Origin of the sequence: Pseudoalteromonas sp. CST2 (genome assembly GCF_028599385.1) — a bacterium.
Lineage (GTDB): Bacteria > Pseudomonadota > Gammaproteobacteria > Enterobacterales > Alteromonadaceae > Pseudoalteromonas > Pseudoalteromonas atlantica.
In genome coordinates this window covers 22,117-36,692 of sequence record NZ_JAQREO010000005.1, presented here as the reverse complement: position 1 = coordinate 36,692, position 14,576 = coordinate 22,117, and the positions used below count along the sequence as shown (strand labels likewise).

12 protein-coding genes are annotated in these 14,576 nt (G+C 42.9%); all 12 read right to left on the bottom strand.

Annotated elements, in window-relative coordinates; translation table 11 throughout:
• Nucleotides 1–120: 120 nt before the first annotated feature.
• Nucleotides 121–2,160: an SUMF1/EgtB/PvdO family nonheme iron enzyme gene (locus tag PSH41_RS08650; RefSeq protein ID WP_273588816.1), complete on the bottom strand. Its 2,040-nt coding sequence runs from the start codon at nt 2,158–2,160 to the stop codon at nt 121–123.
• Between the two features lie 176 nt (nt 2,161–2,336).
• The gene (locus PSH41_RS08645) at nt 2,337–6,017 is read right to left on the bottom strand and encodes an H-type lectin domain-containing protein (RefSeq protein WP_273588815.1); all 3,681 of its coding nucleotides are present in this window, start codon (nt 6,015–6,017) and stop codon (nt 2,337–2,339) included.
• A gap of 56 nt (nt 6,018–6,073) precedes the next feature.
• Entirely contained in the window at nt 6,074–6,559 is a 486-nt protein-coding gene (locus PSH41_RS08640; protein ID WP_273588814.1) for an agglutinin biogenesis protein MshP, read from the bottom strand.
• Entirely contained in the window at nt 6,549–7,388 is an 840-nt protein-coding gene (locus tag PSH41_RS08635; protein ID WP_273588813.1) for a PulJ/GspJ family protein, read from the bottom strand. Before PSH41_RS08635 ends, PSH41_RS08640 begins: the two co-directional genes overlap by 11 nt.
• Nucleotides 7,388–7,930: a type IV pilus modification PilV family protein gene (locus PSH41_RS08630; RefSeq protein WP_064386211.1), complete on the bottom strand. Its 543-nt coding sequence runs from the start codon at nt 7,928–7,930 to the stop codon at nt 7,388–7,390. Before PSH41_RS08630 ends, PSH41_RS08635 begins: the two co-directional genes overlap by 1 nt.
• Nucleotides 7,917–8,408: a type IV pilin protein gene (locus PSH41_RS08625; RefSeq protein WP_273588812.1), complete on the bottom strand. Its 492-nt coding sequence runs from the start codon at nt 8,406–8,408 to the stop codon at nt 7,917–7,919. The genes PSH41_RS08630 and PSH41_RS08625 overlap by 14 nt, the downstream gene beginning before the upstream one ends.
• 9 nt (nt 8,409–8,417) lie before the next feature.
• Nucleotides 8,418–8,945, bottom strand: a complete 528-nt coding sequence (locus PSH41_RS08620) for a prepilin-type N-terminal cleavage/methylation domain-containing protein (protein ID WP_064386213.1) — start codon at nt 8,943–8,945, stop codon at nt 8,418–8,420.
• 22 nt (nt 8,946–8,967) lie between these two features.
• Nucleotides 8,968–9,552: an agglutinin biogenesis protein MshB gene (locus tag PSH41_RS08615; RefSeq protein ID WP_273588811.1), complete on the bottom strand. Its 585-nt coding sequence runs from the start codon at nt 9,550–9,552 to the stop codon at nt 8,968–8,970.
• Nucleotides 9,553–9,557: 5 nt separating this feature from the next.
• Nucleotides 9,558–10,775, bottom strand: coding sequence for a type II secretion system F family protein (locus PSH41_RS08610; protein WP_096041080.1), 1,218 nt, complete (start codon nt 10,773–10,775; stop codon nt 9,558–9,560).
• On the bottom strand, nt 10,762–12,489 hold the full coding sequence (locus PSH41_RS08605) for a GspE/PulE family protein (RefSeq protein WP_248451646.1): 1,728 nt from the start codon (nt 12,487–12,489) through the stop codon (nt 10,762–10,764). The genes PSH41_RS08610 and PSH41_RS08605 overlap by 14 nt, the downstream gene beginning before the upstream one ends.
• Nucleotides 12,486–13,676: a tetratricopeptide repeat protein gene (locus tag PSH41_RS08600; protein ID WP_273588810.1), complete on the bottom strand. Its 1,191-nt coding sequence runs from the start codon at nt 13,674–13,676 to the stop codon at nt 12,486–12,488. The genes PSH41_RS08605 and PSH41_RS08600 overlap by 4 nt, the downstream gene beginning before the upstream one ends.
• Nucleotides 13,673–14,575: an ExeA family protein gene (locus PSH41_RS08595; protein WP_054982908.1), complete on the bottom strand. Its 903-nt coding sequence runs from the start codon at nt 14,573–14,575 to the stop codon at nt 13,673–13,675. Before PSH41_RS08595 ends, PSH41_RS08600 begins: the two co-directional genes overlap by 4 nt.
• Nucleotide 14,576: the final 1 nt, after the last annotated feature.

The window sequence follows — 14,576 nt, the reverse complement described above, 5'->3', positions numbered from 1 at the left end:
TGAAATACGTTCTTATGTTAGCTGCACTCACTTTAACATGCCTAATTAGATGAGCAATATAAAGCGCAACTACCTTTGTTAATTTGTGAAAAAAGGAAGCTAGGCTTCCTTGGTTAAATGCTATCGTTCGCGGACTAAGCGAAAGCCAATGTAGTTAGATCTAAAATCTGGCGCTAAAATTAATCGTGTTGAAGCACGTGCAAGGCTTGGTGCAAAGTTCCACGCCCCGCCTCTTACTGCAACATCAGATTCGCCCGACTCTTTAGCTGTCCATTCCCACACATTGCCTACGGTATCGTATAATCCAAATGCGTTAGGAGAAAAAGAACCCACCGGTGCTGCACGTTTGTTTGACCATTCGCTACCACACCAACCACAGTTAGCTAAATTTTTACCTATTTCGTTACCCCAAGGGTATTCTGTTTCTGTACCTGCGCGAGCGGCGTATTCCCATTCAACTTCATTAGGTAAACGGTACTGCTGGCCGGTTTCGCCAGAGAGCCATTCGGCGTACGCTTTCGCGTCGTTAAATGTTAAACACACAGCAGGAAAATCGCTGCTTTGCTCAAAACCTGGGTTACGCCAGTTTAAATTAGCTTCCCATACGGGTTCGCCATTTAAATAATAAGCACACCCTTTGCTTTGCTCTGCTTGTGTTTTATACCCAGTACTTGCTACAAACGCTTCGTAGGCACCTACGGTAACCTCTTTGGTTTGCATAGCAAATGAGCTGGCTATCACTTTTTCAATAACCGGGCGTTCATTTGCTAAACCATTGCCGTTAATATCGCCCATCTTAAATTTACCGGCGGGCACAACTACAACATTATTTTGTACATCAGCAGAGCGATTAGCGCTTGCTGTACGACTTACAGGTTTTGGTTGCTCGCGAGTGTAAGCCGGTGCAGCAATCGACTCAGACTTTTTTACTAAGTTAGCATGAATAGTCTGTGCTTTAGTTAAATCAACTCTTACTTTGTAAGGCTTATAACCTAATTTACGTATTTCTACGTTATGCACACCACGCGGTAAACGCGTAACTAAACGCGTAGAGCCAAAGCTCACCCCATCAATAAACACTTCATCATCGTAAACATTTGAACGTAAAGTCAGCTCAACTTGCTGATTTTTCTCTTTATTTATAATTGATGGATAGTTTTTTTTTGTAGGTGCAGCTTTCACTGAATAATCGCGCACTGGCTGATTGTTCATTCGCGATACAGACACAGTGTCGGTATTATCCGCGGCGTTGCTGAATGTTAACTGACTATCAGAGTAGGTTGTACCGTAACCAGGCTGATACGCTGTCGCGAGTGGCGAGCCATATTCAGAACAATAACGGTTATCTACGTTTAATAAGTTACATAGGCGGCTGCTGTTTACTTCGCCGCGCATGGTTACGCTTAAGTTAACGTTGTAATTGCCTTGTCCGCTAAATGCACTGTTAACTACATGGCTACTTAAAATTTGTACTTGTGCGCCTGCCATGTTGCGTTTTGGTTCAACAATTCGCTCTTCTGTTAAATTAGCAAATATTTGATCAACAAAGCGCTTAGTGGCTTTTTGTAAACCCATTTGCTGGCCGCGTTGCTCACAGGCTGCGAGCGTTTCGGTACGCTTACAGTTAATTGTGTGGTTTACTTCCAGTGTACCTTCGCGGGTAAACTCATTACGTAAACGCTCTACTCGGGCTGTAGTTAATTGCTCTTTTAAGCTTTCTAAGGTGTTTAAAAGCGTATGTTTTGCAACACGAATTTGCTCTATATCTTTACGATGAGATGCAATTGCCGCCAACTGCATTGAGATGTCGTCTTTATTTTGCTTATGATCAACCACGGCTTTTTGATAGCGCGATTGGGCAGCACTAATATCAAGCGTAGGATCGTCAATTAAGCGGCGATACATTTCGTTCATCGCATCAAGTGCTTGGTTTTTCTCTTTATCAAGCTCTGTAGAGCGAGAACGAAGTAGTTCAAGTTGGTTTTGTAACTGACTTTCTTCTTTTAAGTGTTTTTCAAGTATTTGTGTCGAGTTATCGTATTCTGTTTGTTTAATACTAATCTCTGATTCAATTCCGGTTACTGTTGCTGTGTCTTGTGCAAATGCACTACTAGCTAACAAACTAGCGGAAATTAACAGAGATAAAGGAGCAATTCGCATATATTCCAGTCCCAAAAAGCGGCAATTATTTGGTCGTTATTATTGTTTATTAGAGTGTACTCACTTTTGAAAGCTGAACATTTTTCAACCATCAAAAATCAATACACCCAATGCCTTATGCTATGTACTTGAAGCACAAAACACAAGCTTTGTTCAATTATTATCTTAGTTTACAACTATTCTCTTGTTTCACGCCAGTAAATAACCCGATCATTTCCTCTAAAGCGACCAAATTGCAAAATAGCATGGGGATCTTGCTGTGAATTATCACCAAGCCAATCCCACTTTAACCAATTTTCTGTTTCGTATTCTAATGTAAATGTACCATTGCCATTTGGTGTTGCATAAATAGCATTGTTTGTAGGGTAGCTGCCTGCCTCTAATGAACCCGCTGCGCCTGCACCATACTCATAGCTTAATATTGGCGTTGAAGGCGATATTTGGGATAACTGCGGATGCTCAAATACACTGCAGTTATCTTCGGTATTTAGTACAAAGCCTGTTCCATCAAAGTACTGAGCCTGCATAGGCACACGTAATGAGTCTAAATCTGAGCCGGCATTGTTGCCTAGCACTAACCGTCCAAAGCGAAAGTCTATTGGCACATCATTTAAACGCACGCTATTGCAATCAGTGCTGCAGCTTACTTGCGTACTCGGCTCATCGTTAGCATCAATTAACGTAGCGCCTTCTGTGTTAGTGACGGTGGCCATAAGATTAACCATAGTAAATGGGCCGTCGGGGCTATTTATAGCCAAGCGCGTTAACATGGCTGTGCTGTCGCTCATTTGCCACTGTCCATCGGCTAGAGTGTTCCAACTGTTGCTGCTTATATTTGCTAACCTGCTGGTTAACGTTGTTGCTGGTACATAATTACCAGCTTGATTGTTTTCGGCATTTATTTGTACTTGGGCTTTTTCAAAGCCTTGTTTGTAATTAGCCATTAGCTGGTTGTTATGATTAAGCGCCTGTACCGTAAAACCAAGCTCAAAGGGCTGATCTAAATAGGTTAAATTACTACCTAACTGTGTACATTGCGCAGCAGCTTGAACACCTAATACTTGATAGTGCGATGGAGCAAATCGCCCTACGTTGTTTAGCTGCCCTTTTACATCGCCCACACCAAAATAATCGCCATCTTGTAAACCCGCAAACACGTTTATAATACCCACTTGGTCATAAGCGTACTGCGATATGGATTCACTCAAGCTTCCCGTATCTGTAAAGGCAAGGGTACTTAGCGCTTCAATTTGCCCCTCATTCCCAGAGCCGGGTAATACTAAGCTATGTGTTACTAAAGGAGACTCGCTAATGAAGTGTTTGGCAATGGGATTGCTATGAATAGCGCTATAGTTATCAGGTATCCCATCGTTGTTATTGTCTTGCCCTGCGCGCCACTGTACTGCATTCATTTTTAAATCAAATGACTCACCCGTTAATCTAAATAAACTATCGTTTGCTGTTTGGGCATAGCCGTCACTTGCAACTTGCATCGCTAATCCAAAGGGCTTAACTACATATTCGTTAGAGCTGCCGGTTAAGCTTACTGATAAATTAGTTACTGGGTCTAATACAATTGTTGCCCGTGCATTTAAACTTAATTTAGCGGCATCGGGGTAGTTAATAGCAATAGGGGCTTTTGAGTCTTGATCAAAGGTGAGCGAAAAAGTTTGATATGCTTGCTGCACGCTATACGTATTCGCATTATTACTAAGTTGTATTGGATCTGAACACGTAGCGCCGGTACTGCAGGTATAAGCTAAATCTAAATCAACTTGACCACCTGCAGGGAATGCGGCTTCGCATACGCCTGTTGTGGTATTTGTTTTAACCGCTTGAATGGATAGCTCGGCGGCATTAAAACCCTCGCTAGAGGGTTTACCAGATAATTGAGTGGGGATACTCGCTGTATTGGCGGTGTCGTTATTAAAAATAAACCCTGCATCAGAAAAAACCACTTTGCACCCGCCCAGCCCTACGTTATTACCATTAATATAACAACGCAGCGGTGCAGATGGGTCGGCGGTATTATAGCCAAGTGTGACGGTCCCTGTGGTACGCTTTGCAAGCGCTACTGTGGCAGAGCCTGTAAAGGTAATATTTTCACCGCTTACCCAGCTTTGCTGGCCACTATTATCTGGAGACAGGTCAAGTGCGGAAGGCTCATCGTACAGTAAATCACATGCATCGTTTGCACAGGCGGTTAATGTCATTTCTTTTGCTTGGCAGGTTAAGCCTGGGTCATCACTTAATGATATGCGGTAGTGATCAAGCAAAACCGGCGTAAAAATACCGCAAAACCCAGGAATACTCTCTGGCACTGTTAACGCATCAAACGTAGAGCTGCCCTCGGTTATTACTTGTGTTGCAGCGGTTATAGAGCCCTGGTACGTGACATTTTGGGCAATTCTTACCTCCCCCGTTGCGACAATGTATGCAGCAATATTTGCATCGGCCGCAATGGCAACATCCCCATCGACATATATAGCTAAATACGCCCCTTCCTCAACCGCAATATTCGTTTTGCCTATGTTCAAAAATGCGCTAGAAATTAGCGACGATGTATCTTTTAAAAAGATACGGGTGGGGGCTGTTACTTTGTACTCATCTTCCAATAAGTTAAGTGCTAGTTCGTCATAAAAATAATCGCCCGCTAACGATACAGGCACATCACCGGTAGAGCTTCCATCGTTTGTGACCGTGGGTACTTGCGCAGCTTGATTTGGCTCAAGAGAGTTATACCCAGTTGCCACACAGCCTTGGCCATTACACAAAGGCGGGTTGGTGAGTGCAGTTGATATTAAATTAGTAGTGGTGATAAATTGTGCATTGCTATCGGTTATTTCCACACCTTGAACAAGCTGCACTTGTCCATCATTGTAGGTAGAAATAGCGCCAGGAAATAAAGTATCGCAATCTAAAATATCACCATTAAATACAAACGTACTGGTCATGGCCAATATAGAGGCTTCTTCTTTTACGTGGTTACGCTCTCTGTCGCCATCACGGTCTTCATCAACCACCAGCCCTAACCGATCCGCTCTTAAATTACAGCTGCGCAGCCACCCACCGTCTTCTTCCAGTCGAGAATTTTTACTTGCCACCACCAGCGGTGCTTCACTAAAGTTATTGTTAAAATTAAAGTAGTTACATCCATCATTCCAACCATCAACTTCGAACCCTGTAAAAAAGGTCTCCCAGGACACTTCTACCCCATTGTCATCGGTAAAGGTGCGATTACTGCCAGGCTCTACGGCCATGTAGGCCACCGTTTCAGTTTGAATAACACCTAATGCGGTTTCTGAGGCCTCTAACGCTATATTTACCCCGCCTGTAGATAAAGAACCACTTTGCACTGCAATGGTTAAAAAAGGCACAAGCGCTTGAGACGGCGGGTTACTATCTAAACTATTTAGTGTTTGTAACGAATGAAAAAAGTTAGGCCTTACGGCAAACGGTTTATTAAAAGTCAGTGATTTGTAACCTTTAGGCGTGATGGGGGCAAACCCCGACTTATCACCGTATTGCAGCTCAAGGCGTAAGTCGGTGTTCCCCACTTCCATAATGGTCCCATCAGGAAATTCATGCACTCCATATTCTACCGCTAAATAGTGCGCGCCCATGGTTATATGCTCGCCATCTTCTCCTGATGGCTCAAGTGGCAATGCTTCAAACCCTGTGGTTGTTACATTGCGTATTCTCACTATAGCGGGGTTACCGCCTTGATTAGTGGACAACATAAATACCGCAGGAGGGGTTATGTATTGCTGCTGAAAATTTATTTTTGTCCATATGGGTGAAGTGTACGTGTCTTGTAGCTCTATAAATCGCCCTTCAATTTTAGGCGGTACAGCCATAGCGTATCGGCTTAGTAGCAAACTTATTAAACATAAAATACAGAGGGTATATTTGCTCATGGTAATGTTTTAGCCTCCACACTTAGAGTACGTTGGGTTTGCCAATATTCCTTTTGACATGCTGCACCGGCAGCACAATCATTGGCGGCGCACGTTGCAGAGCTTTGTAAGTAGTAAATATTAACAGTGCCAGAGCGGGTGCTACTGTCGGGTAAGGCTATGTATTCACTACAGCTTAGTTCAACCTCACAATTGGCTAGATAGAGGCTGCTAAAATTCCTACTGGTGGTTACTGCACTGCATGTTTGCGCAGTGCTATTTAGTGCAAAAATTTCGCTTAAGCCGGTTTCTAATCCGCTTTGGGCTGCCATGTAAGCGCGCGCGCCGTAATACTCAATGGTATTTTGCTGCGCCGCACCCGATAACACTTTAGAAAGCGCCAGCCCTAGTGCCAGCAAAGTGACAATGATCACCAACGTAATTATGAGCAAATTACCCTGCTGCTTTTTAGCAAAACTGATTTTTTTTATATTAGGGGACATTAGGCACATGCACCTCATGGCTAATACTTATTTGTTCGGTGTCGTTAAACCCCATTTGCGCAAACACATTAACAACCGCGCTGCGCTGTAGCGAAATCTCACTTAACGTAAAAAAGGCTCTGCTCGTTAAGTCGTTGGCAATATAATTACTCATTAAATCGCGTTTAATGCCCGAGCTAACCTGTAAGCTGGCGGCGTTTAATTGATTTGTAGTAAAGCCGTAGTTGCTATAGCGATACATTGAATTACCTTCTACACAAAAGCTAACGGGCTGATCTAATAAATAAAGGCGCTTACTCGGTGACTCTTGAGCAAATGCTTTGCTAAATTGCCATGTATCTAGCTCACTTGTAACGGCGCTGTAGCCACTAACTTGTAGGCGCTTGTTTTGACTTTCATCGTATATATCGCTGCTATTTAATGGATAAATACTTGCCCAATCGTTTATTTGTGGCTCAGTTAAATTATTAAGCGCAAAATTAACGGCGGTAATCTCAAAAGGGGCACTAGTGGGTAAGTAATCGGTATAATGAGTGGCAGATAAAAACGGCGTAAATTCTAAACATTGCTGCGTGCTACACGCTCCATTGCTGGCGTTATCACAATTTAAGCGCAGTGAGTTAGGGGTTGCGTGGCGAAGCTCTTTACTTAATCGGGTTAAAACAAAGCGACTTTGCGCCACCGCTTCTTGACGTTTCACGCCTTGGCTGTAAATATTAAATCCAGCGCTAATAAACGAAAATGACGCTACGGCTAAAATACCAATAATTACCATCACAAGTAATAGCTCAACTAAGGTAAAGCCACGCTTTTGCTTTGCTCTATTCATTAGTAATTACCTTTATATGCACTAAAGCCGTACACTTGCCCCAAGGGTGAGGTTACTTCAATGGTAATTCGTTTAAAGGCAACGCCATCGTTATTGGTTGCCTCGTTTAGGTCGCTGTCGTATTGCACGTTCACAACCAGTGAAAAGTCGCTGTATTGCGCTAATGTATTCCCTAAACTATCACTAATAGGCTGCCCTGTGAGCGCAATGTAATCATCAACATCGTTAAAATCAGCCCGTGCTTCACCGCTATCAGCACCAAGCTCAGAATGAGTACTACAAGGCTGGGCGCCTAAGCTTGTTTCGGAACAGCGCCTAAATGGTGGCGTGCGCTCGCTATGTTCATCAAATGATTTAGCTAATATTTCGTTCATTAATGCTTGCCCAAGCTCTGAGGCCCTGAGTGCGACAATAGGCTCGGCACTTTGCTTTGCTTGAGGTGCTATAAGCGCTGTAATGATACTTAGCGCAATAGCAAGCATTACAATGCCAATAATCAGCTCAATCAAGGTAAAACCTGATTGTATTTTAGGGGCAGGCATAAATAAGCCCTTCACCGCTAATGCACACCGCGGCTAGACCCAGGTCAATTTTACAATGTAGTGTGCAATTTTGATCTGCTCGCCCAAGTGGGTCAAAGTTAATTTGCGTAAACACATTAGCATTGCTATCTAAGGCATTAAATCGTACGTCGCTGCGCTCGGTATTGATAGCAACAACTAAATACTCGCTATTATTGGTACTTGGGCCGCCAGTACAGGTTTCTGGCTCTGGCCCCGCAACCAAGGTAGGTGAAATATACAGTTTATGGCAGCTGCTTGTTGCAGTATTTTGCATCGCGCGTAATTGTACTGTGCGTAGGGCGTTTAATACCCTATCTCTGTATGAGTATGCTTGCTCTGTTGAACTTCCTAGCAACTTGGGCACTGCCGTTACCGACAGTATGCCCAAAATAACTAAAGTAATAATTAATTCAACCAGTGTGAAGCCACGCAATCGTTGATTACTACTGCTATTCATTTATGTAAATTAACACCCACTCGTAATAAGCGTAACAGTAGGAGGCGTCACAGACACAGGCGGTGTGCCGTCGTTTTCATCTGCTGCTTGTGTATACTCAATACGGCAATCATCAGTTTGCACGTAGCTATTAGGGAAAATAATTGCTTTTTCATCAGCAGCAACTGCTACAAGGTTAAAATCTGCAGAATCATCAGATGCAAATTCTACATCTAAAAAAGCTTCAAAAGCTGCTTCTGTCGCTGCAGGGTAGCCATACACTGTAGCTACTGCATCGCCGGTATCAACAGTAACCGTTGCACTCGCTTTTTTGTGGTCACTTGCGATAATAGATTTACCATTAACGATGTTCATACCACTGCGAATTGAGCCTTGTAAACCTTCGAGTGTAGAAGCGTTAGCATCACCTTGAAGGTTTAAAAAACGAGGGGCAGCGGTCACCGCTAAAATACCTAAAATTACAATTACAATTATTAGTTCAACAAGCGTAAAACCTGCTTGCTTATTCATTGGTTGTTTTAATGACTGCGTTTTCATAAGTAAGCCTCTTTATAATTACTTAGTTTTTAAAAATTTGCACTTTGCCTGTTGTTGGAAAGTACGAAAACCCTACTTTTTTAGCCATAAGGGCGCCATCGGTAGGTAGGTTATTGGTGTTTAAATTATGAGTTAAATAATAAATACACTGGTTGTTTTTAGTGTTATGACGCACTAAATAACTCACCTTGGTTATTATAGAAACCTCGGTACTTAATGTGCTTGTTGGCGCATTTTGTAAAATTACACTTAATACTTTTTGGCATTGCAGTGCAGTCATTGCGCTGGCCCGCGTATCAGTATTAGTCGTTTTATCACCCGTTGGTGTACCTCTGTGTCCATCGACACCAACAATGACACCTCCGTAATTAATATGTGTTGTATTATTAACGCCCTTTGGACGCCCCGATAATTCCCACTGACCTTTGACCATCAACACCGCAGAGGCAAATTCACCAGCCACCACATCCACACTCGCATTGTGTGCCTGATTTTTAATGCCTATGTATTGAGGTATAGCAAAAGCCATAATAACTGCCAGTAAAACAACTACTAAAACGAGCTCAAATAACGAAAAACCTGTTGCACGAACACGACAGTTAGTCACAATGGCTACCCTTTAATAGCCGACATCATGTTCCACATTGGCATAAAAATACCGAGTGCTAAAATAAGCACCATAATGGCAACAAACACCGTCAAAATGGGCTCTATTTTTGCGGTTAAACTGCGTAAATCGTAATCGACTTCACGTTCATAAAAATCAGCCGCTTCTTGTAATAACTCATCTACGCGACCGGTTTCTTCACCCACGGCCACCATTTGCAGTACCAACTGTGAAAATAGCTCGCTACTTCGTGAAGCCCGCAACAAACTGTCGCCTTTTTCGATATCTTGACGCATGGTGATAATGGCTTTTTCCATGTAGCTGTTATCAACTGCATGGGCCGTTAACGACAGCCCTGTCGTCATAGGGACGCCCGAGCGCAGCACCATGGCTAAGCTTTGGCTATAACGGCCAAGTAAGGTGCGTTTTAAAATATCGCCTACAAATGGAATTTTGAGTTTGTGGTGATCCCACTTAAAGCGCCCAGCCGACGTATTTAAATACCGACGCCATGCAACGACTCCCCCCACTAACATTAGCGCTAGCAGCCACCAATAATTGACAAAAAAGTTACTGGTGCCAATGAGGATCTGGGTCATTAAAGGCAGCTCTGCATCAAACTTTTCGAACATGCTGGCAAAGGTTGGGATCACAAAAATATTTAATATGATCATCGCAACTAAAAGCGCCAAAATAACAAAAGTGGGGTAACGCATAGCGGCTTTTATGCGCTTACGAGTCTCTTGCTCTTTTTCAAAGTAAATAGCCAGCTGATAAAACGCATCTTCTAATCGTCCCGAGCCTTCTCCGACTTTAACCATAGAGATAGTTAAACGGCTAAACACCTTGTTGTGTATAGCTAACGCACTAGATAGTTCACGGCCTTGTTCGAGCTGGCGTGTTACTTCAAGCAACACACTTTTAAACTCTTTATTTTGCGTGGTATCAGCAAGCCCTATCATTGCCCTAATAATGGGGATCCCGGCTTTAAGTAAAGAATACATTTGCCGTGAAAACATGATCATGTCATCAAGGGTTATTTTTTCGCTAAATAAGTTATCGAATAACTTTATATTGTTTTTTGTTTCAACTAACGAAATTGAAATAGGTATGTACTGGCGCTTTAATAAGCTATCGGCAACACCGGCCTCATTATTTGCCTCAACACGCCCTTTAACCAACGCACCTTTTGCGTCTTTGGCTTTGTAACTATAAAGCTGCATCGTCATCACCTACCACTTCAGGTACATATTCAGCCACTTTAAATACCTCATCTAACGAGGTAATGCCTTGCTTTGCATACGTTAAAGCCATATAAGAAAGCGGTGCAAAATTAGCGCTATTTTTAGCCGCTTCACCAAAACGCTGCGTGTCGTTAATACGCAGGGCATCCATCATAGCGTCGTTCATTTCTAACAGCTCAAAAATCCCCACCCTGCCTTTGTAGCCGCTATGGCTACATGCTGTGCAGCCTTGGCCTCGCCAAAACTGTGTGCTGCTAACATCTTCGCCTAAATACGTAAGCCAGCTTTGTTCTTGTTTATCTGGGTGATACGGTGTTTTACATTCATTGCAAATACGCCTAACTAAGCGCTGAGCAATAATAGCGCGTAGTGAGCTTGCAACTAGATAAGCGGGTGCTCCCATATCAATTAAGCGCATTGCGCTTGATATGGCATCGTTGGTATGTAACGTAGAAAGTACTAAATGGCCTGTTAATGCAGCCCTTAGGCCTATATCAACGGTTTCTTGGTCACGCATTTCGCCAACCATAATAATATCGGGATCTTGGCGTAACGTGGTTCTTAATACACTGGCAAAATTTAAGCCTATTTTGTTGTTTATTTGCACCTGATTTACCCGCCCAATGCGGTATTCAACCGGATCTTCTACGGTAATAATTTTACTTTCTTGTTGGTTAAGTTCACTTAAAGCGCCGTACAAGGTGGTCGTTTTTCCTGAGCCGGTAGGCCCTGTCACTAACACCATGCCATGAGGGCGTTTTATAATGCTGCGCAGGCGTTTTAAAATATGCACCGGCATGCCCGTTTCATCTAACGATAAAAGCCCTGCAGATTGGTCGAGCAACCGCATCACAACTGACTCGCCATATTGCACTGGCATTGTCGATAAACGTACATCAATGCTGTGCGCGTGCACTTTTATATTAAAACGGCCGTCTTGCGGTAACCGCTTCTCCGATATATCTAACCCCGACATAAGTTTTAGCCTAAGTACTAAAGCAGAGGCTATTTTTACTTGGTTTAATGTGTGCTCTTGCAATACACCATCAACTCGTTGGCGAATGCGTAATAGCCTTTCATCAGGCTCTATGTGGATATCTGAGGCACGTACTTGTACTGCATCTTCAAATATAGATTGCAGTAGTTTTACTACGGTGGCGTCAGAGGTTTCATCTGCTAAGGAATTAAGGTCAAACTCTTCTACGTCTTCGTATTCTTCGTGTAGCTTTTCAGCAAAGTTAGTAATCTCTTCTGTTCGGCGGTACACATTATCAAACGCTGCCATAAGCTGGCTTTCTTGCACAACAGCAAGCTCAATTCGCTTAGGGGCTAGCATTGGCGCTAACTGATCCAACGCTCTCAAATCAGCGGGGTCACTCATTCCGACTAACACAGAATCACCGTTATCTTCTATTACTAATGCTCGGTAGCGCCTGGCATAAACTTCTGAAAGTAATTTAGATACATCTGAAGATATTTTGCGCTGCGAAATATCTAAAAACGGTATTTGTAATTGTTGGGCTAAAAAGCGCAATAATTGCGGCTCACTTATAAACTCAAGCGCAATTAATGTAGCCCCTAACTTTCGCCCTGACGCAGCTTGCACATTAAGTGCTTCACTTAGCTGTGCTTCGGTGATCATTTGCTCATGAACGAGTAAGTCCCCTAAACGCATTTTTAAACTGGGTCTCATACAGCCTCCTTCAATGCGACTAAGCGCTGTAGTGCATGTTGCGTCATTGCGGCATTTAAACCGCCTAAATCTAGGGCAACTTTATAAAGGTGCTTTGCATCAGCAAACTCCCCTAACGCATCTTTTGAAGTAGCTAACGCCAGCCACCACTTAGCCTGCTGAGGCTGAAGCTGTGTAAGCTGTGTAAAACTCGCAAGCGCTATTTGATGTTGCTGCGCATTTTGTGCTGCAGTACCTTTTAATACCCAAAACTCCAAGTTTGCTTGCGGCTCAAGTTCGGCTATAAGCAGTTTAAGCACGCCTTCGTACTCTTGTTGCATAATTAAAATTTTACTGAGCATTACACGCCACTGCACAACCTCAGGGTTTATTTTTATGCCAGCAACTAATAACTGCTGAGCCATAAGTACATCTTGCTGCTGAAAATACGTTGCCGCGAGTAAATTACGCGCTTCTATATGCTCAGGTTGTGTTTGTAAAATAGCGGTTAAATCGTTAATCGCATCATCATATAAAGCAAATTCCAACGCTTGTTTAGCACGCTTTAATTGCAGTGCTATACGCTGGGCTTTGCTTTGCTTAACACTGGCAGTTTTTACTAATTTATTTTCAGCGGGCGGCTGCTCAGCCTGTGTAATGCTTTTTACTGGTGCACTGCTTTTTGCTTCAACTGGGGCATTTATTTCTGTGCTAGTGGCTACTTTAGCGTTTGCTTCTGTGGGGCTTGCTTTTTTGCTCAGTAGCGCAGCTTTGTCTGCAGCGTGTAGCTGTATTACTTCGTCTTTTGGCTGATCAGGTAATGCGTTATTGCTTTGTACCTGCGCCAGCTCTTTTTGCGTATCTGCATTAATATGAGCTGCTTTAGCGCCAGTGTTTTCTTCGCTTAATTGTTTTAAGGGCTTAATTACGGGGGTAATTTTAGCTTGGGCAATTTCAATCGGCTGACTGTTATTATTAACCGCATATGCTTTTTCAGCCGTGTCCTTACTCGCTTGTGGTGCCTGTGCAAAAGGTAAATAAAGGTAGGCTGTAAAAATTAGTACAATCGCTAATAAAACACTCAGCACTTTAAATAATACATCGTGGTAGTCGCGTACAGGGGGAATAGCGACCCCGCCACTTTGCTGATTACGCTGTGCAGTTTGGCGCTGGTCGATATTTTTTAGCATGTTATTAATAACACTCATAACCATTGCCTCCATACCCACATAACTGCAATAACAAAAACACTAATAGCTAATAAGCTGTAAGCCCAGTAATGGTTAGCGTGGTGCTTTTTGCAATCTTCGGTGTCTGCAATGGCAAGATGTATATGGCGCGGTGTTACTTTATTAAGGCCTTCACCGTATGCCTGCAGTAAAACTTTATGGCATAAAATATTGACCAAACGGGGAATTCCTCGACTCGCACGCGCTATTTTTAATCCTAAACGATTCGTAAATAGTGGTGGCTGATTAAAGCCTGCCACCTGTAAACGGTGATTAATATAATAAATAACTTCACTGGCGGTCATTGCACGCAATGAGTAGGAAAAACTGATCCGCTGGCGTAGTTGCCTCACTTTACTATTGGCAAGTTTTTCATCTAATTCAGGTTGGCCAAATAGCACCACCTGAATAAGCTTATCGGTTTCGGTTTCTAGGTTTGTAAATAATCGAAGCGCTTCAAGTGTATCCCAACTCAGGCACTGCGCTTCATCTATTAGTAGTACAACCCGTTCGTTATCTTCTTGTAGCTCTAGTAAGTAATGGTTGATTTGCTGGCTTAACGATTGTTGATCTAGGCTTTTATCTACCTCCATGCCAAGTTCTACAGCAATAGCCCAACGTAATTCTTCAGGGCTTAAATAAGAATTAGGTAAATAAGCCACAAAGTAGTCTTCTTCAATTTGATTTAAAAGTTTTCTGCATAGTAAGGTTTTGCCTGTCCCTACTTCTCCTGTTACTTTTATAAATCCCTCCCCCATTTCTAGCGCTGTGGTAAGTACTTGCATCGCTTCGTGGTGCGGCTCAAGTGCACAAAAAAACTCGGTGTTTGGGGTTAAGGTGAAAGGCATTTCACTTAAATTAAAAAAGCTCAAATACATA

Coding starts and splice junctions, on each gene's coding strand:
- PSH41_RS08650 (WP_273588816.1), bottom strand. CDS start 2,160: ATGCGAATTGCTCCTTTATCTCTGTTAATTTCCGCTAGTTTGTTAGCT.
- PSH41_RS08645 (WP_273588815.1), bottom strand. CDS start 6,017: ATGGCTGTACCGCCTAAAATTGAAGGGCGATTTATAGAGCTACAAGAC.
- PSH41_RS08640 (WP_273588814.1), bottom strand. CDS start 6,559: ATGTCCCCTAATATAAAAAAAATCAGTTTTGCTAAAAAGCAGCAGGGT.
- PSH41_RS08635 (WP_273588813.1), bottom strand. CDS start 7,388: ATGAATAGAGCAAAGCAAAAGCGTGGCTTTACCTTAGTTGAGCTATTA.
- PSH41_RS08630 (WP_064386211.1), bottom strand. CDS start 7,930: ATGCCTGCCCCTAAAATACAATCAGGTTTTACCTTGATTGAGCTGATT.
- PSH41_RS08625 (WP_273588812.1), bottom strand. CDS start 8,408: ATGAATAGCAGTAGTAATCAACGATTGCGTGGCTTCACACTGGTTGAA.
- PSH41_RS08620 (WP_064386213.1), bottom strand. CDS start 8,945: ATGAAAACGCAGTCATTAAAACAACCAATGAATAAGCAAGCAGGTTTT.
- PSH41_RS08610 (WP_096041080.1), bottom strand. CDS start 10,775: ATGCAGCTTTATAGTTACAAAGCCAAAGACGCAAAAGGTGCGTTGGTT.
- PSH41_RS08605 (WP_248451646.1), bottom strand. CDS start 12,489: ATGAGACCCAGTTTAAAAATGCGTTTAGGGGACTTACTCGTTCATGAG.
- PSH41_RS08600 (WP_273588810.1), bottom strand. CDS start 13,676: ATGAGTGTTATTAATAACATGCTAAAAAATATCGACCAGCGCCAAACT.
- PSH41_RS08595 (WP_054982908.1), bottom strand. CDS start 14,575: ATGTATTTGAGCTTTTTTAATTTAAGTGAAATGCCTTTCACCTTAACC.